Here is a 24,616-nt window from a genome sequence, read left to right as displayed (position 1 = left end):
CCGCCGGCCCGGGTTCCCCGCCCCGGCGTCACGCCGGGGCGACGGCCACCACCATGCCCTGATCGGCCGCCGGGGACACCGCCGCCTGCACCCGCACCGCCGCGGCGCGGGCGATCCGGCCCGCGCGGGAGGCGCCGGCGATCAGGAGGGGCTGGAGCTGCTCCAGACCGGCGACCACCATCTCCTCGCCCGCGACCAGCACCGGGCGGGCCGCCCTCGTGGTGGCGGCGGCCGCCTCGGTGAGGTCGGCGAGCGGGGGCAGGGCCGCGCGGACCACTCCGGCGCCGGCGGCCGCCGCGCGCTCCGCGAGGGCCACCTGGAGAGGCACCAGCGGGGTCAGCGCCGTGGTCAACGCGTCGGCGATGCGGCGCAGTTCGGGTGCCGAGTCGCGCAGGATCTCGGCGGCCGCCCGGATCAGCGGGGTCAGGGCGAGCAGCGCGCCCGCGGCCAGTCCCGCGGTGGCCGGGATGAGCGGTGAGGTCGCCTCCACCAGTTCGCCCAGGGCGTCCGCCGCCTCCTCCACCGCGGGCTCGACCGCGTCGACGACCGGGAGGAGGCTGTCGCCGAGTGCGGTGAGCAGGGCCTGCGCCGGTTCGCTCACGGGGTGGACGGCGAGGGGCGCCCCGCTGCTGCCGAGCCGGGACAGCGTGTCCACGATGCGGTAGAAGGCCTCCTGCGCCTGCGGGGACGCGCTGGCCTCGGCCAGTTCGGCGGTGGTCCGGCGCAGGACGCGCAGCACCTCGGCGCCCGAGCCGGCGCGCGGGTCGAAGGTGTTGACCGCGATCTTCGTGATGTTGCCGGCCGTGTCGAGGAGCTGGCCGGTGATCTGGGTGGTGCTGCGTGCCAGCCGCACCACGTCCTCCCGGCTGGGGATGGTGTGCACACCGGGGATGCCGGGGAGCGACGGTATCGGGGACATGGGCCCTCCTCGCCTCGCGCGAAGCCTCACCTGTGCCGTGCCGAAGTGCCGCCCCCAGCATGCCCTGTCGGCTCCGCCCGGCACGTCCTGTTCGAGGCTTTCGTGACTTCGGCGCCCTCTTGGTGCGAGGGAGTCGAACGGGTGGACCGAGCCTGTCGGCACCGCCCTCACCAGGGGACACTGGGGGACACCAGGAGGCGCCGGGAGACACGCACGCCCCTGCCGGGACGCGGCTCCCGGCGGGGCGGGCATGGACGCCGGTGAGCCGGACCGAGGAGGACTGCGGGTGACACGGGAGTCAGCGGAGAACGCCGGGGCGGCGGCCGTCCACGGCACGGTCGCCGAGGGTTTCGAGGCGGTGCGCGAGGAGTACGCCGCGGTGGTCGCGGAGGAGCGGCCGGACTACGAGGGGCAGCTCTGCGCGTACGTGCGCGGGCGGCGGGTCGTCGACCTGTGGGCGGGCCCGGACACCGGCGGCGACGCCCTCCACGGTGTCTTCTCCGTCACCAAGGGGGCCGCCCACCTCGTGGTGGCGCTCCTCGTCCAGGACGGCACCCTGGAGCTGGACCGCGAGGTCATGCACTACTGGCCCGAGTTCGCGGCGGCGGGCAAGGGGACGGTGACCCTGCGGCAGCTGCTGGCGCACCGCGCGGGGCTCGTCGGCTGCGACGCCGGCCTGAGCCGGGAGGAGCTGGCCGACGACCGGCGCGTCGCCGCACGGCTCGCCGGCCAGCGCCCGTACTGGCGCCCCGGCGCCGCCTTCGGCTACCACGCGCTGGTCATCGGCGCGCTGACCGGCGAGGTGGTGCGGCGGGCGACCGGCCGTACGCTCCAGGAGGTGTACGAGGAGCGGGTGCGCGCCCCGTACGGGCTGGACTTCCACCTGGGCCTGCCCGAGGAGCACGAGCCGCGCTTCCGCCCGGTGCGGCCGATGGAGCCGACCCCGCAGCAGCAGGCGGTGCTCGACTCCGCCCCGACGGGGCCGCACACGATCACCTCGATCGCGTTCAACTCGCACGCACCGGACCCGACGGACCTCCTGGACCACGCCAACTCCCGTGCGATGCGCGCCGCCGGACCGGCGTCGGCGGGCGGTGTGGCCTCCGCGCGCGGGCTCGCCGGGATGTACGCGGCGGCCGTCGGCGTACTGGACGGGCGCCCTCCGTTGCTCGCGCCGGACACGGCCGCCGAGGTCGGGCAGGTCCACTCGATCGGCTTCGACCTGGTGTTGCGGGCCCACAAGGCGTACGGGCTCGGCTTCCAGGCCACGGCCGAGAACTGGTACCCGTTCCTCGGTGCCGGGGCCTTCGGGCACAGTGGCGCGGGCGGCGCCCAGGCGTTCGCGGACCCGCGCAGCGGTCTCGCGTACGGGTACACCCGGCGCCGGATGTCCTTCCCGGGCGGCGCGGCTCCGGAGAACGCGCGGCTGGTCAGGGCGGTGCACTCGGCGGCGCTGAGGCAGGAGTGAGGCGCGGGTCCGGCGGACACGCCCCGCACCCCGCGGTCCTCGCGCGGGGTGCGGGGCCGCCGGTCAGATCTTGACGATCATCTTGCCGGTGTTGTCGCCGCGCAGGACCCCGAGGAACGCCTCCAGCGTGTTCTCGACGCCCTCGACGACGGTCTCGCGGTACTTCAGCTCACCCGAGCGGACCCAGGGGCCGACCTCCTGGACGAACTGCGGCTGCAGGTCGTAGTGGTCGCCGACGAGGAAGCCCTCGATGCGGCCGCGGGTCGCGATGAGGCGCATGAGGTTCTTCGGGCCGGGGGCCGGCTCGGTGTTGTTGTAGCCGGAGATCATCCCGCAGACGGCGATGCGGCCGTTCAGGTTGAGGCGGCCGACGGCGGCCTCCAGGTGGTCGCCGCCGACGTTGTCGAAGTACACGTCGACGCCGTCGGGCGCGGCCTCCTTGAGCTGCTCGTACACGGAGCCGTTCTTGTAGTTGAAGGCCGCGTCGAAGCCGTACTCCTCCACCAGGAGCTTGACCTTCTCGTCGGACCCGGCGGAGCCGATGACCCGGGAGGCGCCCTTCAGCTTCGCGATCTGGCCGACCTGGCTGCCGACGGCACCGGCGGCGCCGGAGACGAAGACGGAGTCGCCCTCCTTGAAGGAGGCGACGCGCAGCAGTCCGGCGTAGGCGGTGAGGCCGGTCATGCCGAGCGCGCCGAGGTACGTCGACAGGGGCGCGGCGTCCGGGTCGACCTTGACGGCCTTCTCGCCGTCGACCGTGGCGTACTCGCGCCAGCCGCCGAAGTGGAGGACGTGGTCGCCGATGGCGACGCCCTCCGTGTTCGAGGCGACGACCTCGCCGACGGCACCGCCCAGCATGGGCTTGTTCAGCTCGTAGGGGGCGGCGTACGACTTGGCCGCCGACATCCTGCCCCGCATGTACGGGTCGACGGAGAGGTACTTGTTCCGGACCAGGACCTCGCCCGTGCCGGGCTGCCGGATCTCCGCCTCGACCAGGTCGAAGTCGCCGGGCTCGGGCCAGCCGACGGGACGGCTGAGCAGGTGCCACTCGCGGCCGGTGGCGGGGAGTGCGGGGGTGTCGGACATGTGGGGGAACGCCTTCCTGTCGTGACCGGTGGTGACCGGCCGGCTGCCCTGGATTACTTCATCATCTGAAACAACCATGCTCCTGGATATTTCAGCATGTCAAGCAAGTGGGTAGCCTGGTACCCATGGCCACGCAGAGGATTACTCCGATCGACCCGCTCACCCTCGAAGTGGTGGAACTCATCGGCACCGTCGTGGCCCGCTACCACGAGGAGTACGAGGAGGCCGCCGCCGGGCACGCGCTGACCGGCGCCCAGGCGCGGCTGCTGAGCCTGCTCTCCCTGGAGCCACTGCCCATGCGGCGCCTGGCGCGGAAGCTGAAGTGCGAGCCGTCGAACGTCACCGGCATCGTGGACCGGCTGGAGGCGCGGGGACTGGTGCAGCGGCGGCCCGATCCGAACGACCGCCGGGTGAAGCTGGCCGCGGCCACCCCGGAGGGCCGCCAGGTCGCGAAGGGGCTGCGGGAGTCCCTGGACTTCGCGCGGGAGCCGCTGGCCGCGCTGTCCGAGGAGGAGCGGCTCGGCCTGCGGGAACTGCTGAGGAAGATGCTGGCGGCCTGAGCGGCCCGGGGATCGGCGCGGCCCGGGGGTCGGCGCGGCCCGCGTCTCAGCGCGACACGACCCTCAGAGCGACCCGGTCCTCAGGTGCACCACCACAGGAACCGGTCGCACGTTTCCGAAGGTGACGGGTCCGCGGGCGGCTCCTCGGACGGGGGGTCGGGGTCCGGAGCCGTGGAGGTCTCGGGGGCCGGGGTGGCTCCCGGTGCCGACGACGACGTCGGGTCGGGGCCGGAGTTCCCGGGAGGCGGCTCCTCCGTCCGCTCCCCCTCGTCCCCCTGCCCGCCCCCGTGCGCGTCGCCGCCCTGGGACTCCTCGCCCCCGTCGCCCTCCTCGTCGCCGTCGACCTTGCCGTCCTCGCCTTCGCCCTCGCCGTCCTCGCCGTCCTCCGGTGACGTCGGGTCCGTCGGTGACGCCGAGTCCTCGGCGGTGGCGGACGGACCCGTGTCCTCGCCGATCGCCCCCGTGGTGCCGCCCTGCCGGGACGGTGAGCCCTCGGCTGCCGGGGCGTCCACCGCTCCGTCGTCCGCCACCGTCGTCGCGTCGGGGTGCGAGCCCGGCGCCTCGATGCCGAGTTCCGCGAGGCTCAGACCGCCCGCCGCGAGCAACAGCCCCGCACCGGCGTAGAGGATGCGGCGGCGGCGCCGGCGGTGCGCGGCCGCTTTGCGATCGCGGCGCCCGGAACGGCCGCCGTCCTCGCCCCCGTCGTCACCGCCCCCGCCGTCACCGCCCCCGCCGCCGCCGGGGCCGGCCGCGGTGTCCGCCTCCCCGGCCTCCTGGGGCGGGCGCGTCCCGTCGTCCGTCGCGTACGGGCGGAACTCTTCGACCGGGGCGCCGCACCCGGGGCAGGCGAGGGCGCCGTTGAGGTGCCGTCGGCACGGGTGGCAGTAGTCCATGTCGCGGGAAGACTAAGTTCTCCGCGGGGCGAATCCGCACAGGCTGCTGTGAATGTTGTGTAGGGAAGTGCCCGTTCCGGTTTGGGGAGTTGAGAGGGCGGGGGTCACCCGTCTTGGCGAAACCGTTATGCGTTCGACCCATTGACACTCCCCTCACGCCGTCCTTACTGTCACGCCAGCATTTCGAACGTGTGACGAAATCTCGAACACGACCGAGCATCGACACAAGGACCGACGAAGCAGCGAGGGACACTGCCGTGCGCATCACCGGAATCAGCACACACGTGGTCGGGACACCCTGGCGCAACCTGACCTACGTCCAGGTGCACACCGACGAGGGGCTCACGGGGGTCGGCGAGACCCGGATGCTGGGACACACCGACGCTCTCCTCGGCTACCTGAAGGAGGCGGAGGCCAACCACATTCTCGGCTCGGACCCCTTCGCTGTCGAGGACCTCGTGCGCCGGATGAAGTACGGCGACTACGGGCGCGCGGGCGAGATCGTGATGTCCGGCATCGCGGTGATCGAGATGGCCTGCTGGGACATCAAGGGCAAGGCCCTCGGCGTGCCGGTCTGGCAGTTGCTCGGCGGCAAGGTCACCGACAAGGTCAAGGCGTACGCCAACGGCTGGTACACCACCGAGCGCACCCCGGAGGCGTACCACAAGGCCGCCCAGGGGGTGATGGAGCGCGGGTACCGGGCGCTGAAGATCGACCCCTTCGGCACGGGTCAGTTCGAGCTGGACCACAAGGACACCCTGTACGCGGTCTCCCTGATCGAGGCCGTGCGGGACGCCATCGGGCCCGAGGCCGAGCTGATGCTGGAGATGCACGGGCGGTTCTCGCCGGCCACCGCCGTACGGCTCGCGCACGAGCTGGCGCCGTTCAAGCCCGCGTGGCTGGAGGAGCCGGTGCCGCCGGAGAACCTCAAGGCGCTGGAGAAGGTGGCCGCGAAGGTGGACATGCCGGTCGCCACGGGTGAGCGCATCCACGACCGGATCGAGTTCCGCGAGCTGTTCGAGAGCCAGGCCGTGGACATCGTCCAGCCCGACGTCGGCCACATCGGCGGCATCTGGGAGACCCGCAAGCTGGCCGCGACCGCCGAGGCGCACTACGTGCTGGTCGCGCCGCACAACGTGGGCGGTCCGGTGCTGACCGCCGCCTCGCTGCAGGTCGGTTTCACCTCCCCCAACTTCAAGATCCTCGAGCACTTCAACGACTTCGCGGACGCGGACATCAAGAAGGTGATCAAGGGCGCGCCCTACGTGGACCCGGAGGACGGCTGCTTCCACCTGTCCGACGCGCCCGGCCTGGGCGTGGAGCTCGACGTGGACGCCGCCGCCGAGTTCCCGCAGCAGCAGGCGCGGTTCGACCTGTGGGCCAAGGGCTGGGAGCAGCGCAAGCCCAAGGGGAGCCAGTGAGCACCGCGGTCGTCGTCGAGGCGCCGGGCGAGCACCGGCTGGTCCCGCACGAGCCGCGGCAGCCGGAGGCCGGTGAGGCGCTGGTGCGGGTGCACGCCTCCGGTATCTGCGGCAGCGACCGCGAGGTCTACCAGGGCAACCGGCCCGAAGGGTACGTGCGATACCCGCTCACGCCGGGCCACGAGTGGTCCGGGACCGTGGCTGCGGTCGGGGCGGGCGTGCCTTCGACTCTTGTAGGCCGCAAGGTGGTCGGCGAGGGCTTCCGCAACTGTCAGGTGTGCGACCGCTGCCACGCGGGCGACACCACGCTGTGCACGGCCGGGTACGAGGAGACCGGGTTCACCCAGCCGGGTGCGATGGCCGCCACGCTCACGCTGCCCGCCCGTCTGCTGCACGTGCTGCCCGACGACGCGGATCTGACGGCGGCCGCCCTGCTGGAGCCGGCCGCGTGCATCGCGGCCGCGGCGCTCAAGGCGGACGCCCGCCCTGGTGAGCGGGTGGCCGTCGTGGGCACCGGGACGCTCGGGGTCTTCGCCGTTCAGTTCCTGAAGGCGGGCAGCCCGGCCGAACTGCTGGTCGTCGGCACCCGTCCGGACCGTGCGGAGCTCTGCCGGAGCTTCGGCGCCACGGACTTCCGCACCAAGGACCAGGAGCTGCCCGGGAACTTCGACGTGGTCATCGAGACCGCCGGGTCCGCGGACGCCGCCCGCACGGCCGCCGGGCTGCTGCGGCGCGGTGGCCGGCTGGTACTCACCGGGATCCCCGCGCCGGGCGCCGACGGACTCGACCCGACCGACCTCGTCGTACGGCAGCTGGAGGTGCACACCGTGTTCGGGGCGCCGCCCGAGGCGTGGGCGCACACGGTGCGGGTCTTCGCGGCCGGTCTGCTGGATCCGCTGCCGCTGGTCACGCACGAACTGCCGCTGGCCGAGTTCGACCGGGCCATCGAGCTGGTGGGGGCCGGCGACCCGAAGGTCGGCAAGGTCCTGCTGCGGCCCTGACGAGCACCGAGCACCGGAGGCACGCCGGCGGAACCGCCGGCACCACCCCGAGAGCCGTGCGCCGGTACGGAGACCTGACGCTCCGTACCGGCGCACACCCAGCACCTCCGCACCTCGCACCACCGCCCCCGCGCACCCCGGCAGCCTCCGCCCCAGAGCCGCGAACTCCGTCCGAAATATCGAACTCGAAGGACAGCTTGTGACCGACGCTTCCGCCACGACACCCCGTCGCCCCGGCGAGCAGGCGCTCGCCGCGCTCGGCCTGGGTGCGCCCGCTCCCGACCCCGCCGACGCCTCACCGCACGCCTTCCCCGACGGCGGCCGCTGGCGCACCGAGATCCCCTCGTGCGAGGGACCCGAGGCGCTGGCTGTGGTCCTCGAGGAGGCCTCGCGGCTCGATGTGCCGATCCACCGGATCAGCCAGGGCAGCGGCGTCTGGATGCTGACCGACGCCGAGATCACCGAGATGGTCGGGGCCACCGCCGAGCGCTCCATCGAGCTCTGCCTGTTCACCGGCCCGCGCGGCACCTGGGACATCGGCGGCTCGACCCGGACCGACTCGCGCGGGGCGGGCCTGCGCGCCCGGGGCCACGACGCGGTCGCCGGCTGTGTCGAGGACGCCGTCCGCGCCACGGAGCTGGGGGTGAAGTGCCTGCTCGTCGCCGACGAGGGCGTGCTGTGGACGCTGCACCGGGCGCGGGCCGCCGGAATCATCCCCGCCGACACGACCCTGAAGGTGTCCGCGCTGATCGGCCCGGTGAACCCGGCCTCGTACGCGCTGTACGAGAACCTCGGCGCCGACTCGATCAACGTGCCCAGCGACCTGACCCTGGACCACCTGACCGAGATACGCCGGGTGTCGGGCGCCCCCATGGACATGTACATCGAGGCGCCCGACGACCTCGGCGGGTACGTCCGGATGTACGAGGTCGCCGAGCTGATCCGGCGCGGCGCCCCGCTCTACCTGAAGTTCGGCCTGTCCAAGGCTCCCGGGATCTACCCGTACGGGCAGCACATGCGGGACCTGACGCTGTCCACCGCCCGGGAGCGGGTGCGGCGCGGCCGGCTCGCCCTGGACCTGCTCGCGCGGCACGGGGCGGACGGCGACATGGCGCCCCTGGGCTCCCGGCTGCCGGGCAAGCTGAACCGCTTCGCCACTCCTGCATAACGTTCGAACAAAGACGCGGCACGGAAGCAGACACAGCCGCGCACAATCACACACACTTTCCTCTGCCCGTCCGCACCGTACCGGCAACTCCCCTGCCACGACCCCGCGTTGTACGTCCGACCGCGCTGCCAACACATCAAGGAAGATGATCATGCGCAATCGCAGAGCCGCTTTCGCCGCCATGGCCTCGGCCGCCTCCCTCGCCCTCACCCTCACCGCCTGCGGCCAGAACAGCGAAGGCGGCAGCGAGGAGGGCAAGGACGGCGCGGACGGCGCCACCGTCGGCGTCGCCATGCCCACCAAGTCCTCCGAGCGCTGGATCGCCGACGGCAAGTACGTCGTCGACAACCTGGAGGCCAAGGGCTTCGAGGCCAAGCTGGTGTACGGCGAGGACGACCCCGACCAGCAGGTCTCCCAGATCGAGAACCTGATCACGCAGGGCGTGGACGCCCTGATCGTCGCGGCCATCGACAACAAGTCGCTCAACAACGTGCTGCAGCAGGCCAAGGACGCCGACATCCCGGTGATCTCCTACGACCGCCTGATCCTCGGCACGGACAACGTCGACTACTACGCGTCCTTCGACAACGAGAAGGTCGGCGAGCTCCAGGGCAACTACATCGTGGAGAAGCTCGGCCTGAAGGACGGCTCCGAGGACGGCCCCTTCAACATCGAGCTCTTCGCCGGCTCCAACGACGACAACAACACGCGCTACTTCTTCGGCGGCGCGATGAGCGTCCTGCAGCCGTACATCGACGACAAGAAGCTCGTCGTCCGCTCGAAGCAGACCGAGCTGACCCAGGTCACCACCCTGCGCTGGGACGGCGGCACCGCCCAGAAGCGCATGGACGACATCCTGACCTCCGCGTACAAGAGCGAGCGGGTCGACGCGGTGCTCTCGCCGTACGACGGCATCTCCATCGGCATCCTGTCCGCCCTGAAGTCGGACAACTACGGCACCAAGGACAAGCCGCTGCCGGTCGTCACCGGCCAGGACGCCGAACTCGCCTCGGTGAAGTCGATCATCGACGACCAGCAGTCGATGACCGTCTACAAGGACACCCGCGAGCTCGCCAAGGTCGCCACCAACATGGTCGAGGCCTCGCTCGACGGCAAGGAGCCGGAGCTCAACGACAAGGAGACCTACGACAACGGCTCCAAGGTCGTGCCCGCCTACCTGCTCGAGCCGGTGAGCGTCGACAAGGAGAACTACCAGGAAGCCGTCGTCGACTCCGGTTACCTCAAGGAGAGCGACCTCAAGTAACCGACGGCACCGAAGGAAAAGGAAGGCACGACCATGGCGGGACCCGTCCTGGAAATGCGCTCGATCGTCAAGACCTTTCCCGGCGTCAAGGCGCTGTCGGACGTCACGCTGACCGTCCGGAAGGGCGAGGTCCACGCCATCTGCGGCGAGAACGGCGCCGGCAAGTCGACCCTCATGAAGGTCCTCTCCGGCGTCCACCCGCACGGCTCCTACGAAGGGGAGATCCTCTTCGAGGGGGAGGTCTGCGAGTTCAAGGACATCCGGGCGAGCGAGCAGCGCGGCATCGTCATCATCCACCAGGAGCTGGCGCTGTCGCCGTACCTCTCCCTCGCGGAGAACATCTTCCTCGGCAACGAGCACGCCAAGGGCGGGTTCATCGACTGGAGGGAGACGCTGCGGCACGCCACCGAGCTGCTGCGCCGGGTCGGTCTCTCGGACCACCCGGACACCCGGGTCGCCGACATCGGCGTGGGCAAGCAGCAGCTCGTCGAGATCGCCAAGGCGCTCTCGAAGGAGGTGAAGCTGCTCATCCTCGACGAGCCGACGGCGGCGCTGAACGACGAGGACAGCGGCAAGCTGCTCGACCTCATCCTGGAGCTGAAGAACCAGGGCATCACCTCGATCATCATCTCCCACAAGCTCAACGAGATCCGCAGGGTCGCCGACTCGGTGACGATCATCCGCGACGGGCGCTCCATCGAGACGCTCGACGTGGCCTCCGAGGAGACCACCGAGGACCGGATCATCAGCGGCATGGTCGGCCGCGACCTGGAGAACCGTTTCCCGGAACGGACGCCGCACCAGCCGGAGGAGGGCGCCGCGCCCGCCCTGGAGGTCCGCAACTGGACCGTGCACCACCCGATCGACCAGACCCGCAAGGTGGTCGACGACGTGTCGATCGAGGTGCGGCGCGGGGAGATCGTCGGCATCGCGGGCCTCATGGGCGCCGGACGCACCGAACTCGCGATGAGCGTCTTCGGGCGCACCTACGGCCGGCACGCGGGCGGCACCGTCCTCAAGGACGGCGAGGAGATCCGTACGAGGACCGTGCCCGAGGCGGTCGGGCACGGCATCGCGTACGTGACCGAGGACCGCAAGCACTACGGCCTCAACCTCATCGACAACATCAACCGCAACATCTCGCTCAGCGCCCTCGGCAAGGTCGCCAAGCGCGGTGTGGTGGACGAGCACGACGAGCGGCAGGTCTCCGAGGGCTACCGCAAGACGATGAACATCAAGGCCCCGACCGTCTTCGAGCCGGTGGGCAAGCTGTCCGGCGGCAACCAGCAGAAGGTCGTCCTCAGCAAGTGGATCTTCGCGGGTCCCGAGGTGCTGATCCTGGACGAGCCGACGCGCGGCATCGACGTCGGCGCCAAGTACGAGATCTACACGGTCATCGACCGGCTGGCGGCCGAGGGCAAGGCGGTCGTCTTCATCTCCTCCGAGCTGCCGGAGCTGCTCGGCATGTGCGACCGCATCTACACCATGGCCGCCGGGCGGCTGACCGGTGAGTTCTCGCGGGCCGAGGCCTCACAGGAAGCGCTGATGCGCCAGATGACGAAGGACAAAGAGGTAACCCGATGAGCACGGACGTGACCGCCAAGTCGCCGACCCCGGCGCCGCCCGGCAAGGGCGGCTCGGCGGGCGGAGGGCTGCTGCAGCTGGTCCTGGACGGCCTGCGCCGCAACATGCGGCAGTACGGCATGCTGATCGCCCTCGGGCTGATCGTGGCGCTGTTCGCCGTGTGGACCGAGGGTGACCTGCTGCTGCCGCGCAACGTCTCCAACCTGGTGCTGCAGAACAGCTACATCCTGATCCTCGCCATCGGCATGATGCTCGTCATCATCGCGGGCCACATCGACCTCTCGGTCGGCTCGCTGACGGCGTTCGTCGGCTCGATCGCCGCCGTGTTCATGGTGCGCAACGACATACCCTGGCCGCTGGCCGTGCTGCTGTGCCTGGCCGTCGGCGCGGCCGCGGGCGCGGCACAAGGGTTCTTCATCGCGTACCTCGGCATACCGTCGTTCATCGTGACCCTGGCGGGCATGCTGGTCTTCCGCGGCGCGACGGAGATCTTCCTGGAGGGCCAGACCCTCGGCCCGTTCCCCGAGGGCCTGCAGAAGGTGGCCAACGGCTTCCTGCCCGAGGTCGGGCCGGAGACGAACTACCACAACCTGACCCTGCTGCTCGGCTTCGCGCTGATCGCGTTCGTCGTGCTCCAGGAGATCCGCGACCGCAAGCGGCAGCAGGAGTTCGCCCTCGAGGTGCCGCCCACCAACCTGTTCGTACTGAAGCTGGTCGCGATCAGCGCCGCGGTGCTGGTCGTCACGATGCTGCTGGCCAGCTACAAGGGCGCCCCGATCGTGCTGCTGATCCTGGGAGCGCTGGTCGTCGGCTTCGGCTACGTGATGCGCAACGCGATCATCGGCCGCCACATCTACGCCATCGGCGGCAACCTGCCCGCGGCCAAGCTGTCGGGCGTGAAGGACAAGAAGGTCACCTTCCTGGTCTTCCTGAACATGGGCATGCTCGCGGCCCTGGCGGGTCTGGTCTTCGCCGCCCGCTTCAACGCGGCCTCGCCCAAGGCCGGCCTCAACTTCGAGCTGGAGGCGATCGCCGCCTCGTTCATCGGCGGCGCGTCGATGAGCGGCGGCGTGGGCACCGTGCTCGGCGCGATCATCGGCGGTCTGGTCCTCGGCGTGCTGAACAACGGTATGAACCTCGTCGGCATCGGCACCGACTACCAGCAGGTCATCAAGGGATTGGTGCTGCTGGCGGCGGTCGGGTTCGACGTGTGGAACAAGCGCAGGGTCGGTTCGTAAAAGTCGGACGGGGCCCCGCCGGAAGGCGGGGCCCCTCTCATTTCACGGGAGCCGCACATGGAACTGAGCAGACGAACGGTCATGGCGGGCGCGGCGGCGGCGGGCGTCACCGCCACCACGCTGGGAAGCGCGACCGCACACGCCACGGGAGGCGGGAAGAAGCCGGTGAAGGAACTCTTCGGCACGCTCGCGGACGGCACCAGGGTCCATCGCTGGTCGCTGGAGAACGGCGGCACGCGACTGAAGGTCCTGTCGTACGGCGGGGTCGTGCAGTCCCTGGAGATCCCGGACCGCCGGGGCCGCTACGCCAACGTCTCCCTGGGCTTCGACAACCTGGACGACTACGTCGCGAAGAGCCCGTACTTCGGCGCCCTGATCGGCCGCTACGGCAACCGCATCGACCAGGGCCGCTTCACCCTCGACGGCAGGGCGTACCAGCTCTCCGTCAACGACGGCGCCAACACCCTGCACGGCGGCGCCCAGGGCTTCGACAAGCGGGTGTGGGACGTCGAGCCGTTCACCAAGGGCTCCGACGTCGGCCTGTACCTGTACTACACGAGCGTCGACGGCGAGATGGGCTACCCCGGCACGCTGCGCACGAAGGTGACGTACACCCTCACCCGCGGCGGCGACTGGCGCATCGACTACGAGGCGACCACGGACAAGGCCACGGTCGTCAACCTCACCAGCCACGTCTACTGGAACCTGGCGGGCGAGGGCAGCGGCACCGTCGAGGACCACGAGCTGACGATCGACGCCTCCCGCTACACCCCCGTCGACTCCGGCCTCATCCCCACCGGCGAACTCGCCCGCGTCGCGGGCACCCCGTTCGACTTCCGCCGTGCCAAGACCGTCGGCGAGGACATCCGCGTCGCCCACCAGCAGGTGCTGTACGGCCAGGGCTTCGACCACAACTGGGCGCTCGACAAGGGCGTCACTTCCCGTCCCGAGCACATCGCGACGCTGCGCGACCCGCGCTCCGGCCGGACGCTGCGCATCGCGACCACCGAGCCCGGACTCCAGTTCTACTCCGGCAACTTCCAGGACGGCACCCTGGTCGGCACCGGCGGCCGCGTCTACCGGCAGGGCGACGCGCTCTGCCTGGAGACCCAGCACTTCCCGGACTCGCCGAACCAGCCGTCGTTCCCGTCCACGGTGCTGCGGCCGGGGCGGACGTACCGGTCCACGACGGTGCACGCCTTCGGTTCCTGACGTGACGTGGCCTTCGGCAGCGTGATCGACTCCCGGGGGGCGCCGCCACACCTGCATTCGGGCACACGGATCGTCCCGGTGCCCACGGCACCGGGGTCCTGATCAGAGCTCCCGTGACCGGACCACCCGCGATGCCGTCCAGGCTGAGGGTGGTCCGGTCTTCGCTTGTCGGGGTCAGCCGCGTGAGCGGAGGGCCGAGCCCTTGATTGCGGATGCCCTGTGGCGGAAAAACCGCACCAACCAGCGAGCCCGCGCGTTCCACTCGATCTGGTTGGGGCTCGTACGCAGCTGGGGCGTAGGTCGCGCCGTCGATGCGGAAGACGTGGTGCTGCGAGTCGGTGATCCCGTTGGCCGGCTCGGCGTAGATCAGGGGCTTGACGACGTGGTACTCCCACCTGCGCCCGTCAGGCTGCTGTGCAGGTTCGCTACCGATTCATGTCAGAGTGACGAAATGGGGGACGGCCGGTGGACCGGTGGTTACAGAGACGCTCGCCGCCCGGTACACCAGGCACTGTCCCGAACACTCGGCCGGAAGGTTATTGCGGTACAGAACGCTGTTCGTGCGGTCATCGGCGGCCCCTGATGGCCGCCTTCAGTTGCGGTGGTTGCTGCGCTCCCCTGTTGCACAGCAACCACCGCAGGCGCCCGCGACGCTGCTGGTCAGCCGCAGCTACATCCCGTTGCGGCCGAGGCGGTCCCGCTGGGCTGGCTGGTGCAGCATCCGTCGCCGGTGGGGGCGGCGTCGGCGCTCTTACCGAGGGTGTCGGCGTCGGCCTTGACGACGTAGACCTCCCACGGCTCCTGGCCGGGGCCGTGAACCCAGACCTTGTCCTGGAGGGCGTAGCAGCAGGAGGTGTCGTTCTCCTCGAAGGTGGCCAGGCCGGCGTCCTTCAGGCGGGTGGCGGCCGCGTCGACCTGCTCGGTGGACTCGACCTCGACGCCGAGGTGGTCGAGGCGGGTGTGTTGGCCGGGCTCACCCTCTATGAGGACGAGCTTGAGCGGCGGTTCGGTGAGGGCGAAGTTGGCGTAGCCCTCGCGCCGCTTGGCCGGTTCGGTGCCGAACAGCTTCGAGTAGAAGGTGACCGACGCCTCCAGGTCGCTGACACGCAGGGCGAGCTGAGCGCGAGACATGGCGGTGCTCCCATCGGGATTGCATTGACTTCTTTCGATGCAAGCTTTGCGGCCTGGATCGAAGGATGTCAATATAGATACATGTCGAATCAAGAGCTGGTGGTGCTGGGCCAGGACGATGGTGTGGCTGCCTGCTGCCCAGGGTTGTTGACCGCGCCTCTGGACGAGGGGCAGGCCGTCGAGCTGGCAAAGGTGTTCAAGGCGCTGGGGGATCCGGTGCGGCTGCGGCTGCTGTCGATGATCGCCTCACGGGCGGGCGGTGAAGTCTGCGTGTGCGACCTGACCCCGGCCTTCGACCTGTCCCAGCCGACGATCTCGCACCACCTGAAACTGCTGCGGCAGGCCGGACTCATCGACTGCGAGCGGCGCGGCACCTGGGTCTACTACTGGCTGGTGCCGGAGATGACCGACCGCCTCGCGGGCATCCTCACCCGCCCCGCGGGCGATCCGCTGCCGGACCGCACGGCACCGGCCGGGGCCGCTTCGTGACCGCACCTGCACCCGCGACCGCATCTGCGGCGGAGGGGAGCGTCCCGGGCCGCCTGTCGTTCCTGGACCGCTACCTCGCGCTGTGGATCCTCACCGCGATGGCCGCCGGGCTGGGACTCGGCCGCCTGGTCCCCGCGCTGGGGCAGGCGCTGGCCACAGTGACGGTGACCGGCGTGTCCCTGCCGATCGCGCTGGGCCTGCTGGTGATGATGTATCCGGTGTTGGCCAAGGTCCGTTACGACCGCCTCGACACCGTCACCCGAGACCGCCGCCTGCTGCTGTCGTCCTTGCTGCTCAACTGGATCGTCGGCCCGGCGCTCATGTTCGCCCTGGCCTGGCTGTTCCTCCCCGACCTGCCCGAGTACCGCACCGGCCTGATCATCGTCGGTCTGGCCCGCTGCATCGCCATGGTCATCATCTGGAACGACCTCGCCTGCGGCCACCGGGAAGCCGCCGCCGTCCTGGTCGCCCTGAACTCCGTGTTCCAGGTGATCGCTTTCGCCGCGCTCGGCTGGTTCTATCTCTCCGTCCTGCCCGGCTGGCTGGGCCTGGAGCAGACTGCGCTGGATGTATCGGTGTGGGAGATCGCCCGCAGTGTGCTCATCTTCCTCGGCATCCCGCTCGCGGCCGGCTACCTCACCCGCCGCCTCGGCGAGCAGGTCAAGGGCCGCCCCTGGTACGAGACGCAGTTGATTCCGCGCCTCGGGCCCTTCGCCCTGTACGGGCTGCTGTTCACCATCGTCGTCCTCTTCGCCCTGCAAGGCGACGCCATCACCTCACAGCCCCTCGACGTCGCCCGTATCGCGCTGCCGCTGCTGGTGTACTTCGCCGCCATGTGGGCCGGGTCCATGGCGCTGGGCCGCGCGGTCGGCCTGGACTACCCGCGCGCCACCACGCTCGCCTTCACCGCCGCGGGCAACAACTTCGAACTCGCCATTGCCGTCTGCATCGCCACCTTCGGCGCCACCTCCGGCCAGGCCCTCGCCGGTGTCGTCGGCCCCCTCATCGAGGTACCCGTGCTCATCGGCCTCGTCTACGTCTCACTCCGCGCCCGCCGCTTTTTCCTCACTCCCACACCCCAGGAAGACCCCGCGCATGTCTGACACCGCCGCGCTGCCGTCCGTGCTGTTCGTCTGCGTCCACAACGCCGGACGCTCGCAGATGGCCGCCGCCTTCCTCACCCACCTCGCGGGCGACCGCGTCCAGGTCCGCTCGGCGGGCTCCGCCCCCGCCGACACCGTCAACCCGGCCGTCGTCGACGCCATGGCTGAGGTAGGCATCGACATCTCGGCCGAGACGCCCAAGGCGCTGACCGTCGACGCCGTACAGTCCTCGGACGTGGTGATCACCATGGGATGCGGCGACACCTGCCCCGTCTTCCCCGGCAAGCGCTACCTCGATTGGGAGCTCCCCGACCCGGCCGCGCAGGGCATCGCAGCCGTCCGTCCCATTCGCGATGAGATAGCGCAGCGCATCCGTGGCCTCATCCATGGAATCGATGCGAGAGGGCCTGAGTGAGCGCGGCTCGTGCCGGAACGTAGGTGGCATCCATACCTAGAGGTGCTCGGATTCGCAAGAGGGCGACTTCGGCAACCATGACGCATTCCTGCTCTACCAGGCAGAGCTTGAAATTAGCACCATCTCCCAGTTCTACTACGCCCTCGTGCCAGCCGGCGCAGCACGACGATCACCGTTGGCGCATCGAGTTAATGCCGGGCGTGAAGGTTTTTGGCTCGCGCTGCTGCCTCGGCGTGCCACATCCCCAGCACACCGCGCCGTACGCGCGGCGCTCGTACTGGTCCATACCGATGGACGGCCCCGGCACGCTGGGCAGCCCCGAGGCGGTCGCGCAGTTGATCGCCGCCTCCCGATTCCAACAATCGGCGACGGACGGCACAGCCGGTATCTGAAACGCCCTTGCGGCTTTCTCGTCGAGAGGCAAAGCGCCGAGTTGAGTCGTACGAGTGAGCATCGCCCACAAGAGCGGCACTAGCTCAACGTGTCCACACGTACACCCTCCGTGCGGTACGGTCGCCCCGACAACAGCAAAAAGGCAGCCCCCGCGACGGCGCCAACCGTACGCGAGGGCCTGTACCACTAGTGGAACGAGCCTCCACCGTGATGTACCGGCACTTTATCGCGCCCCCGCGCGCGTACACCCAGTTCTCCCACGACATCATCAGGCACCCGCGGCTGACCTCCGACGCCGTGCGCCTCCTGACCTGGCAGCTCTCCCTTCCGGAGGGAGCGCGCGAGTCGCTGTCCCGCACCGCCGAACGCGCCGGCATCGGTGCGACCGCCTTCACTCGCGCCAAGCGCCAGCTGAAGGAGGAGGGCTTCGTGCACGAGCGCCGGGTTCAGGTAGCCGGCGGTCTCTGGGCGACTCAACAGCTCGTCTCCAACGCTCCGTTGAGCCCCGCCGAGGCAGCCAAGATGCTGGCGCGGACGCCCCCGTCGCCCACGTCACCCACGTCGCCGCAGGCCGCACCGAGTCCCCGTACTCCGGCCGTCGGTGCTCCGACTCCTCGGCACTCCGACGGTCATCCAAAGAAAGACCCTGTGGGAGACACCTCCCACCATCCGCCCGCGCCGGTCATCACCAAGGCAAGCGCCGCGGGAGCGGCCGACATCCCGGACGCTTCCTGCCTGCCAGGAGCCCGCCTCCTCGTCGCATCCTTTCCTCAGCTCTCACCCGATCTTCGGCACGTTCCCCGGGCCATGCGGGAGGAGCTGACGAACCTCACCGCCCGCTGGCTCGCGGCCGGGCACACGCCCTCCGCCGTCCGGGCGCACGTCCTGCGCGGCCTACCCGCCGACGGCAGCCCGGTCCACAAACCCGGCGGCCTGCTCCGACATCTGCTCCGGGACGTCGGGCCGGTGGTGCCGGAGGCACGCGCACACACGCGGGCACCGCTGCCTGCTCCGGAGGCCCCGGCCCCGGCGCCCGGCCCCCGCCTGTCGGCCCGACTCGCCGCCATGCGCGAGTGCGAGGGTGATCGTCATATCCAGCCGCTCCTGTTCCGTCCCGTGGGCGACGAGACGCTGTGCCCGCGATGCGCCGCCGGGACACCGCCGCGAACCGCGGTCGTGCGGACACACCGCCCAGGGCTGGGAGCCCCCGCTCCCAGGTCAGACGGTCCGGAACGTCGTCGCTGCTCCCCCGAGGGGCGGGCGGCCCGGCCCGTCGCCGCGACGGGTGGCCCGGTCACCGGACGCACACGCGGTTGAGCGAGTGGTGAACAAGGGATTGAACAACACCAACACGGCATCCGTATGCAGGAGCGGCCCGCCCTCCTCCGGCGGGCCCGCCCCCTACGGAGGTCCCATGGCCGGTAACGTCACCGGGCTGTTTCGCGGTACGGCAGCGCACAGTCCCTCGATGGCGGCGCTGACGCGCGAGGGCGGCGACGGTGCCGGGCCGGTCGACTTCTGCATCCCGTGCAACCCGTACTTCCCCACCCCGGCCATGTTCGACGAGCTGGCCGGACGGCTGCGCGAGATCGTCACGTACTACCCGAGCAGCGCCGACACCATCACGGCCGAGCTCTGCAACCTCCTCCAACTGCCGCCGAGTTGCGTGGCCATGGGCAACGGCTCCACCGAGCTCATCACCTGGATCGACCACCTGCTGGTCCGGGAGTCCCTCGCCGTCCCCGTCCCCACCTTCGGCCGCTGGACCGACCAGCCGATGGAGACCGGCAAGCGCGTCGACATGTTCCCGCTCCAGGAGTCCAGCGGCTTCACCCTGGACCTCGCGAAGTACGCCGAGTTCATCCGCGCCCGCGGCACCCGTACCGCCGTGATCTGCAACCCCAACAACCCCGACGGGGGCTTCCTGCACAGACAGGCGGTGGTGCAGTTCCTGGACGCGCTGGCCGACCTGGACCTGGTCGTCGTCGACGAGTCGTTCCTGGAGTTCGCCGACGCCGAGTCCGAGCCGAGCGTCGTCGCGGAGGCGGTGATGCGGCCCAACGTCATCGTGCTGCGCAGCCTCGGCAAGAACTTCGGCCTGCACGGCATACGGTTCGGCTACCTGGTGGCCAACCCGGCGCTCGCCGGCAAGGTCCGCTCGATGCTGCCGAAGTGGAACCTCAACTCCTTCGCCGAGCACGTGGTGTTCATGCTCAAGGAGCACGGCGCCGAGTACCTGGAGAGCCTGCACCAGGTGCGCCGGGACCGGCTCGAGATGGCCCGCATGCTCTCCTCGCTGCCCGGTCTGACGGTGTACCCGTCGCAGGGCAACTTCCTCTTCGTGCGTCTGCCCGTGGGCGCCGAGGGCACCGTGGTCCGGGACCGGCTGCTCACCGAGCACCGCATCCTGGTCCGGGAGTGCGGCAACAAGATCGGCTCGTCCAGCCGCTTCCTGCGGCTCGTGGTCCGGCCCGAGGCGGACGTGCGCCGCCTGGTGACCGGCCTGGAGTCGGTGCTGTACGGGACCAGGAGGGGAGCCGCCGTGCCCGAGCCCGCCTCCGGGACCGCCTACGGCTCGGGCACGGCGGTCGTCGACCGGCTGATGAGCCAGACGAACGGGTCGGGTGCGCTGGGACTCGCGGACCGGGTGGCGCAGCTGCCCGGGCCGCCACCGGCTCCCGTCCCGGAGCCGGTGGCGGCCCCCGTGCCCGTACCGGAGCCCTTGGCGGCCCCCCTGCCGGTACCGGAGCCGATGGCCATCCCGGCGCCCGTACCGCAGCCGATGGCGGTCCCGGCGCCCGCCGCCGCCATGCCCGCCCCGCCGCCCATGCCCGCGTCCGTGCCCCCGCCCGCGCCCATGCCCGCGGCGGCCCTGCCGGGCATGTCGCCCGCCGCGCCCGCCGGCCTCGCCCCGGCCGCCCAGACGGGCATGCCCGGCATGGCCGCGGCAGCCGCGAACCGCCGCGCGACGGGCGCGGCCCAGGGCCTCACGGCCGCCCAGGTCCGCGGTCGCACCCAGCCGGAACCGGTGGGCTGGCCGCAGGCGGGGACGTTCTAGGCACAACGTGCACGAACGGCGCCCCTGACGCGGCCGGGAAGGATCCGGCTACCTGGTGCACGGGGCCGCGCTCGCGGGCGGCTGCCCCAGGGCCAGGGCGAGGAGCAGCGCGGTCAGCGGAGTCAGTACGCGACGGGCCATCCGCTGCTCCAGTTCAGGAGGTTGACGCCGAGCTTGGGCGTGCCGTTGTCCTGGCCGTCGTAGTAGTGGTAGACGATCAGGTCGCCGTCCACGTCCTTGTAGATCGACTGGCCGCCGGGGCCGATGTACCGGCCGTGGGACTCCAGGACCGGGGTGCCGCCGTTGTTCGTCAGCGCGACGCCGTTCCTGTCGAGGTACGGCCCGGTGACGGAGGTGGCACGGCCGACCTTGACCTTGTACGTGGAGCTGGTGCCGGCGCAGCAGGTGTCGTACGAGGCGAACAGGTAGTAGTAGCCGTTGCGCTTGACGATGTACGGGGCCTCGACCGCCTTCGTGCCGGTCGGGCGGTACGCGAGCGAGTACCGGGCCGTGTTGGACGAGAGCTGCTTGCCGGTGGAGGGGTTGATCTGGATCATCTTGATCCCGCCCCACCAGCTGCCGAAGGACAGCCACCACTTGCCGTCGTCGTTCACGAAGAGGTTGGGGTCGATGGCGTTGAAGTCGTTGGCGGAGCTGGACGTGTAGACCGTGCCCTGGTCGGTCCAGCTGCCCGGCTGTCCGGTCGTCGAGGTGGCCAGGCCGATCGCCGAGTGCTGCGAGCCGAAGGACGAGACGGAGTAGTACATCAGGTACCGGCCGCCCTGGTACGAGATGTCGGGCGCCCAGGCCTCCGGCACCGAGGAGTACGTCGACCACCAGCCGGGCTTCGTGCGGAAGGCGTCCGCGCCCGCGCTGAAGGCGATGCGGTCGGTGGAGGACTTGGAGGAGATGCCGCCGCCGGTGGCGTACACGAGGTACTGGCCGGAGGAGGTGCGGATCATGGTGGGGTCGTGGATGACGGTCGACCCGGTGACGTGCCCGGGGTTCGGGTACGCGCTCGCCGTGCCGGGGACGAGGGCGAGCAGGACGGCCGCGGGGACGGCGAGCAGCGCGGTTCTGCGGGAGGCGCGGCGGGTGGGGGAACGACGCGGGGAGCGGCTCACTCGGAACCTCCGAGAGGTGGGGGAGTTGATCCGAAGACGTCCGACATGTCGAACAACGGCCGTGCTTTCGGACGCCGATGTGCCCGCACCGTAGAGTCGGAGCGAGGGCGCGTCAACGGTTCTCACACGGGCAACTTCCGTGACTCACACATGACTTCGAGCGCGTACGGATACTCGAACGGCACCCCGTACAACAAGCGCCCGGAAGGAATCGTTCAGCGATCGCGATCGCACAATTCCGGCCTTACTTCATCCCCACGCGATCCTTCGGTTACGGATCGACCCGACACGGATAGCGTGGATATATGCGGCTCAGCGGCCTAGAGGATTCCGAGACGGTCTTGTTGAAACGGCACTTCACCGAAGCGAACCTGTCCGTCCTGCGCGCCATGGTGGAGGACAGGGCGGCCGCCGAGGGGCTGGCCGGGGTACGCCTGGGTGAGTTCACCCTGGCCATCAGCGAGATCGCCGACAACGCGATCGAGCACGCGGGCGGACGCGGCCATCTCGAACTCCGCCGGCGGGCGGACGAGTTGGAGTGCCGCATCACCGACAACGGCCCCGGCTTCACACCCGCGATCCCCGAACTCCTCCCCGGTCTCGACGACAGCCGCTCCGGCCGCGGCCTTTGGCTCGCCCACCTCGTCACCGACCGCCTCACCGTCGCGGCGGGCACCTCGGGAGCCGCGGTGACCCTGGCGATGCGCCTGCACTGAGCCCGGCGGAGGCCGGCGGCCGGGGAGTACGGAGCGATACGGAGATTACGCGGCGCAGCCGGGGTACTCGCGGCGCGCACACGTTCATCCGACGCGACCGTAGAAAGACTGGGCTGCCATGACGACCCACGCCGGTACCTCTTCCGCGACCCGCACGCCCGTACAGAAGGCGGCCCTCGCGGTGGGCGCGGTCTTCCTGCTGGTGGGCATCCTCGGGTTCGTCCCGGGGATCACCACGCACTACGACACGATGTCCTTCGCCTCGCACCACTCCGAGGCCAAGCTGCTCGGGATCTTCCAGGTCTCCGTGCTGCACAACCTGGTCCACCTGGCGTTCGGCGTGGCGGGGATCGCGCTGGCCCGCACCGCCTCGGCCGCCCGTACGTACCTGCTGGCCGGCGGCGCCGTCTACCTGGTGCTGTGGCTGTACGGCATGTTCATCGGCCACGACAGCGCGGCCAACTTCGTGCCGGTGAACACCGCCGACAACTGGCTGCACTTCTTCCTCGGCATCGGCATGATCGCCCTCGGCGCGCTGCTCACCCGCCCGGCCACCGCCGGGCGCAGGTGACCGGCGTCCGGCGCCCGCGTCCCGTTTGCGCTCCGCACGGGCGGGGACCCGGCTGCCCATGAGTCTCCGTACGACGTCACGTCGCCGCGTGATGCGGCAGAACCGGGTTCTGTGGCTCCTGGACCGCCTGGAGCGGGAGCCACGGGCCGACCGGGTGATCGAGACACTCCGCAAGGGGGTCCACGCCCTGCCGCTGGGGCCCGCCCGTGACGCGCTGCACGGCCGTCAACTGGGACACCCGGTGCATCCCCTGGCCGTGCAGGTGCCCATCGGATGCTGGCTGTCCGCGGCCGTGCTCGACGCGCGGCCCGGCCGCGCGTCCGAGACGGGGGCGGGAGCGAGCCTGCTGGTCGGGGTCGGGCTGGCCGCCGCGGCGCCCGCCGCCCTCGCCGGCGCCGTCGACTGGGCGGAGCTGCACCGGCAGCAGCAGCGCGTCGGGCTGGTGCACGCCGTGGCCAACACGGCGGCCGTCGGCCTCTACGCGGCCTCGCTCGCCTGCCGCCTCAAGGGGCGCTCAGGAGCCGGCCGGACGTACGGCTTCCTGGGGCTGACGGCGGTCGGTGTCGGTGGCATGCTGGGCGGCCACCTGGCCTACCGCCAGGCCTCCGGCGCCAACCACGCCGAAGAGGTCCCGCACGTCGTCCGGGAGGGCTGGCACCGGATCGGCGCCGTGGACGAGTTCCCGGCCGGACGGGCCGTACGGCGCCGTGTGGACGACGTGCCGGTGCTGGTGGTGCGGGAGACCGGCGGTGAGGTGCACGCGCTGGCCGAGCGGTGCAGCCACCTCGGCGGGCCCCTCGCGGAGGGCACCGTCGACGACGGCTGCGTCGAGTGCCCCTGGCACGGCAGTGTCTTCCGGCTCAGCGACGGCTGGAACGTCCGCGGGCCGGCCACCGCTCCGCAGCCCGCCTTCGACACCCGCATCGTCGACGGCCACGTGGAGGTACGGCTGCGCGGGCAGGACCGCGTACGGCCGGAGGACGACGGTGGAGCGAGCCGACGGACAGCGACAGGAGCGGACGCGGCCCATGAGCACAGCAGCTGACAGCCGCCTCGGACGGCGCCTGCGCGCCCTCCTCCGGCAGGCGGAACAGACCTACTCGGACGGCCACGAACGGCCGCTGCGCGGCTACCTGACGGCCATGGCGGCGTTCGGCGCGTACACCGCCGCCTGGGGGGCGGCGGTACGGCTGCGCGGGCGCCCGCTGCCCGACCGGCCCGTGCCCTGGGACGTGGCGCTGACCGCCGTGGCCACGTTCCGGCTCAGCCGGCTGCTGAGCAAGGCCTCGGTGACCAGCCCGCTGCGGGCGCCCTTCACCCGGTACGTCGGCCCGCAGGGCCCCGCAGAACTGCACGAGGAGGCGCGGGACGAGGACCGCAGGGAGACCGTCGGAGAGCTCATGACCTGCCCGTTCTGCATGAGCGTCTGGGTGGCCTCGACGCTCACCGCCGGCCAGCTGCTCTGCCCCCGCGCCACCCGTACGGCCATGGGCGCGCTCACCGCCCTCGCCGGGGCGGACGCGCTGCAGCTGACGTACGCCGCACTGGTGGAGAAGACCACCGGGGAGTGACGCGCGGCGCGCGTCAGGGCGCGCTGCTCTCCTCGACGACCATCTCGGTGACGGCGCCGAGTCCGCCCGCGGCCAGGGCCCGGCGCTGCCGGTCGGCGCCGGTGCCCCGCCGCAGCAGGCGGTGGACGAGCGAGGTCACCTCCCGGGTGTCCCCCGCCGCGTCCAGTGCGGGCGCGATGTGCTCGAGGAGCCGGCCCACGACGTCACCGGCCCGGCGGCGCGCGCCGCCGG

The 24,616-nt window shown here is 71.0% G+C and carries 23 protein-coding genes and 2 pseudogenes; 18 read left to right on the top strand and 7 right to left on the bottom strand.

From position 1 onward, the window contains the following. Positions 1–28: 28 nt before the first annotated feature. A complete protein-coding gene (locus tag UW392_RS49260) occupies positions 29–919 on the bottom strand; it encodes a hypothetical protein (protein ID WP_320781922.1) in 891 nt (296 codons plus the stop codon). Positions 920–1,205: 286 nt separating this feature from the next. Between UW392_RS49260 and UW392_RS49255 the strand changes: the two genes are divergently transcribed. Beyond that, entirely contained in the window at positions 1,206–2,387 is a 1,182-nt protein-coding gene (locus UW392_RS49255) for a serine hydrolase domain-containing protein (RefSeq protein WP_320781921.1), read from the top strand. Positions 2,388–2,450: 63 nt separating this feature from the next. Here UW392_RS49255 and UW392_RS49250 read toward each other — a convergent pair whose 3' ends face one another. After that, positions 2,451–3,473 (bottom strand): NADP-dependent oxidoreductase, encoded by a 1,023-nt coding sequence (locus UW392_RS49250; RefSeq protein ID WP_320781920.1) that lies wholly within the window; start codon positions 3,471–3,473, stop codon positions 2,451–2,453. A gap of 125 nt (positions 3,474–3,598) precedes the next feature. On the opposite strand from UW392_RS49250, the gene UW392_RS49245 reads away from it, so the two are divergent. Further along, positions 3,599–4,033 (top strand): MarR family winged helix-turn-helix transcriptional regulator, encoded by a 435-nt coding sequence (locus UW392_RS49245; RefSeq protein WP_320781919.1) that lies wholly within the window; start codon positions 3,599–3,601, stop codon positions 4,031–4,033. Between the two features lie 80 nt (positions 4,034–4,113). Here UW392_RS49245 and UW392_RS49240 read toward each other — a convergent pair whose 3' ends face one another. Continuing rightward, the gene (locus tag UW392_RS49240) at positions 4,114–4,926 is read right to left on the bottom strand and encodes a hypothetical protein (RefSeq protein WP_320781918.1); all 813 of its coding nucleotides are present in this window, start codon (positions 4,924–4,926) and stop codon (positions 4,114–4,116) included. A gap of 257 nt (positions 4,927–5,183) precedes the next feature. On the opposite strand from UW392_RS49240, the gene UW392_RS49235 reads away from it, so the two are divergent. From UW392_RS49235 to UW392_RS49205, 7 genes are all read left to right on the top strand, one after another. Continuing rightward, positions 5,184–6,347 carry a mandelate racemase/muconate lactonizing enzyme family protein gene (locus UW392_RS49235; protein ID WP_320781917.1) on the top strand — a complete coding sequence of 388 codons (1,164 nt, stop codon included), beginning with the start codon at positions 5,184–5,186 and terminating at the stop codon, positions 6,345–6,347. Then, positions 6,344–7,348 (top strand): zinc-dependent alcohol dehydrogenase, encoded by a 1,005-nt coding sequence (locus UW392_RS49230; protein WP_320781916.1) that lies wholly within the window; start codon positions 6,344–6,346, stop codon positions 7,346–7,348. The genes UW392_RS49235 and UW392_RS49230 overlap by 4 nt, the downstream gene beginning before the upstream one ends. Positions 7,349–7,547: 199 nt before the next feature. Continuing rightward, a complete protein-coding gene (locus tag UW392_RS49225; protein WP_320781915.1) occupies positions 7,548–8,516 on the top strand; it encodes a hypothetical protein in 969 nt (322 codons plus the stop codon). A 151-nt stretch (positions 8,517–8,667) separates the two neighbouring features. Next, entirely contained in the window at positions 8,668–9,780 is a 1,113-nt protein-coding gene (chvE, locus tag UW392_RS49220; RefSeq protein WP_320781914.1) for a multiple monosaccharide ABC transporter substrate-binding protein, read from the top strand. Positions 9,781–9,813: 33 nt separating this feature from the next. Further along, entirely contained in the window at positions 9,814–11,364 is a 1,551-nt protein-coding gene (gene mmsA, locus UW392_RS49215; protein ID WP_320781913.1) for a multiple monosaccharide ABC transporter ATP-binding protein, read from the top strand. After that, a complete protein-coding gene (mmsB, locus tag UW392_RS49210; RefSeq protein ID WP_320781912.1) occupies positions 11,361–12,602 on the top strand; it encodes a multiple monosaccharide ABC transporter permease in 1,242 nt (413 codons plus the stop codon). Before mmsA ends, mmsB begins: the two co-directional genes overlap by 4 nt. Positions 12,603–12,659: 57 nt before the next feature. After that, the gene (locus UW392_RS49205) at positions 12,660–13,814 is read left to right on the top strand and encodes an aldose epimerase family protein (RefSeq protein ID WP_320781911.1); all 1,155 of its coding nucleotides are present in this window, start codon (positions 12,660–12,662) and stop codon (positions 13,812–13,814) included. A gap of 256 nt (positions 13,815–14,070) precedes the next feature. On the opposite strand, the pseudogene UW392_RS49200 reads toward UW392_RS49205, so the two are convergent. Continuing rightward, positions 14,071–14,208, bottom strand: a pseudogene (locus UW392_RS49200) (NUDIX hydrolase); the annotation flags it as partial. 266 nt (positions 14,209–14,474) lie between these two features. Beyond that, a complete protein-coding gene (locus UW392_RS49195) occupies positions 14,475–14,945 on the bottom strand; it encodes an ArsI/CadI family heavy metal resistance metalloenzyme (RefSeq protein ID WP_320781910.1) in 471 nt (156 codons plus the stop codon). 81 nt (positions 14,946–15,026) lie between these two features. On the opposite strand from UW392_RS49195, the gene UW392_RS49190 reads away from it, so the two are divergent. The 5 genes from UW392_RS49190 to UW392_RS49170 all read left to right on the top strand — a co-directional run bounded on the left by UW392_RS49190 (position 15,027) and on the right by UW392_RS49170 (position 20,403). Next, the gene (locus tag UW392_RS49190) at positions 15,027–15,434 is read left to right on the top strand and encodes a metalloregulator ArsR/SmtB family transcription factor (RefSeq protein ID WP_320781909.1); all 408 of its coding nucleotides are present in this window, start codon (positions 15,027–15,029) and stop codon (positions 15,432–15,434) included. Then, positions 15,431–16,537, top strand: coding sequence for an ACR3 family arsenite efflux transporter (arsB, locus tag UW392_RS49185; RefSeq protein ID WP_320781908.1), 1,107 nt, complete (start codon positions 15,431–15,433; stop codon positions 16,535–16,537). The genes UW392_RS49190 and arsB overlap by 4 nt, the downstream gene beginning before the upstream one ends. Beyond that, positions 16,530–16,952, top strand: a complete 423-nt coding sequence (locus UW392_RS49180; RefSeq protein ID WP_320781907.1) for an arsenate reductase ArsC — start codon at positions 16,530–16,532, stop codon at positions 16,950–16,952. Before arsB ends, UW392_RS49180 begins: the two co-directional genes overlap by 8 nt. A gap of 233 nt (positions 16,953–17,185) precedes the next feature. Then, complete coding sequence (locus UW392_RS49175; RefSeq protein ID WP_320781906.1) at positions 17,186–17,344, top strand: hypothetical protein; 159 nt, start codon at positions 17,186–17,188, stop codon at positions 17,342–17,344. A gap of 1,415 nt (positions 17,345–18,759) precedes the next feature. Continuing rightward, positions 18,760–20,403, top strand: a complete 1,644-nt coding sequence (locus tag UW392_RS49170; protein WP_320781905.1) for a histidinol-phosphate transaminase — start codon at positions 18,760–18,762, stop codon at positions 20,401–20,403. A gap of 122 nt (positions 20,404–20,525) precedes the next feature. On the opposite strand, the gene UW392_RS49165 is transcribed toward UW392_RS49170, so the two are convergent. Further along, positions 20,526–21,527 (bottom strand): arabinan endo-1,5-alpha-L-arabinosidase, encoded by a 1,002-nt coding sequence (locus tag UW392_RS49165; RefSeq protein WP_320781904.1) that lies wholly within the window; start codon positions 21,525–21,527, stop codon positions 20,526–20,528. Positions 21,528–21,832: 305 nt separating this feature from the next. Between UW392_RS49165 and UW392_RS49160 the strand changes: the two genes are divergently transcribed. The 4 genes from UW392_RS49160 to UW392_RS49145 all read left to right on the top strand — a co-directional run bounded on the left by UW392_RS49160 (position 21,833) and on the right by UW392_RS49145 (position 24,385). Beyond that, positions 21,833–22,243 carry an ATP-binding protein gene (locus UW392_RS49160; RefSeq protein ID WP_320781903.1) on the top strand — a complete coding sequence of 137 codons (411 nt, stop codon included), beginning with the start codon at positions 21,833–21,835 and terminating at the stop codon, positions 22,241–22,243. A 118-nt stretch (positions 22,244–22,361) separates the two neighbouring features. Next, positions 22,362–22,814, top strand: a complete 453-nt coding sequence (locus UW392_RS49155; RefSeq protein WP_320781902.1) for a DUF4383 domain-containing protein — start codon at positions 22,362–22,364, stop codon at positions 22,812–22,814. Between the two features lie 91 nt (positions 22,815–22,905). Continuing rightward, the gene (locus UW392_RS49150; protein ID WP_320781993.1) at positions 22,906–23,859 is read left to right on the top strand and encodes a Rieske 2Fe-2S domain-containing protein; all 954 of its coding nucleotides are present in this window, start codon (positions 22,906–22,908) and stop codon (positions 23,857–23,859) included. Continuing rightward, positions 23,843–24,385 (top strand): DUF1360 domain-containing protein, encoded by a 543-nt coding sequence (locus UW392_RS49145; protein ID WP_320781901.1) that lies wholly within the window; start codon positions 23,843–23,845, stop codon positions 24,383–24,385. Before UW392_RS49150 ends, UW392_RS49145 begins: the two co-directional genes overlap by 17 nt. Positions 24,386–24,398: 13 nt before the next feature. Here UW392_RS49145 and UW392_RS49140 read toward each other — a convergent pair. Beyond that, positions 24,399–24,616, bottom strand: a pseudogene (locus UW392_RS49140) (carboxylate--amine ligase); the annotation flags it as partial.

Source organism: Streptomyces sp. CRN 30, from assembly GCF_034105845.1.
The sequence above is the reverse complement of the archived record's forward strand: the minus strand, read 5'-3'. Positions and strand labels throughout refer to the sequence as shown.

What these genes read in the sequence shown, in the direction of transcription:
- mmsB (WP_320781912.1), top strand. Translation starts at nt 11,361, where the DNA reads ATGAGCACGGACGTGACCGCCAAGTCGCCGACCCCGGCGCCGCCCGGC.
- UW392_RS49145 (WP_320781901.1), top strand. Translation starts at nt 23,843, where the DNA reads ATGAGCACAGCAGCTGACAGCCGCCTCGGACGGCGCCTGCGCGCCCTC.
- chvE (WP_320781914.1), top strand. Translation starts at nt 8,668, where the DNA reads ATGCGCAATCGCAGAGCCGCTTTCGCCGCCATGGCCTCGGCCGCCTCC.
- UW392_RS49170 (WP_320781905.1), top strand. Translation starts at nt 18,760, where the DNA reads ATGGCCGGTAACGTCACCGGGCTGTTTCGCGGTACGGCAGCGCACAGT.
- UW392_RS49205 (WP_320781911.1), top strand. Translation starts at nt 12,660, where the DNA reads ATGGAACTGAGCAGACGAACGGTCATGGCGGGCGCGGCGGCGGCGGGC.
- mmsA (WP_320781913.1), top strand. Translation starts at nt 9,814, where the DNA reads ATGGCGGGACCCGTCCTGGAAATGCGCTCGATCGTCAAGACCTTTCCC.
- UW392_RS49245 (WP_320781919.1), top strand. Translation starts at nt 3,599, where the DNA reads ATGGCCACGCAGAGGATTACTCCGATCGACCCGCTCACCCTCGAAGTG.
- UW392_RS49260 (WP_320781922.1), bottom strand. Translation starts at nt 919, where the DNA reads ATGTCCCCGATACCGTCGCTCCCCGGCATCCCCGGTGTGCACACCATC.
- UW392_RS49190 (WP_320781909.1), top strand. Translation starts at nt 15,027, where the DNA reads ATGTCGAATCAAGAGCTGGTGGTGCTGGGCCAGGACGATGGTGTGGCT.
- UW392_RS49250 (WP_320781920.1), bottom strand. Translation starts at nt 3,473, where the DNA reads ATGTCCGACACCCCCGCACTCCCCGCCACCGGCCGCGAGTGGCACCTG.
- UW392_RS49240 (WP_320781918.1), bottom strand. Translation starts at nt 4,926, where the DNA reads ATGGACTACTGCCACCCGTGCCGACGGCACCTCAACGGCGCCCTCGCC.
- UW392_RS49155 (WP_320781902.1), top strand. Translation starts at nt 22,362, where the DNA reads ATGACGACCCACGCCGGTACCTCTTCCGCGACCCGCACGCCCGTACAG.
- UW392_RS49195 (WP_320781910.1), bottom strand. Translation starts at nt 14,945, where the DNA reads ATGTCTCGCGCTCAGCTCGCCCTGCGTGTCAGCGACCTGGAGGCGTCG.
- UW392_RS49160 (WP_320781903.1), top strand. Translation starts at nt 21,833, where the DNA reads ATGCGGCTCAGCGGCCTAGAGGATTCCGAGACGGTCTTGTTGAAACGG.
- UW392_RS49180 (WP_320781907.1), top strand. Translation starts at nt 16,530, where the DNA reads ATGTCTGACACCGCCGCGCTGCCGTCCGTGCTGTTCGTCTGCGTCCAC.
- UW392_RS49150 (WP_320781993.1), top strand. Translation starts at nt 22,906, where the DNA reads ATGCGGCAGAACCGGGTTCTGTGGCTCCTGGACCGCCTGGAGCGGGAG.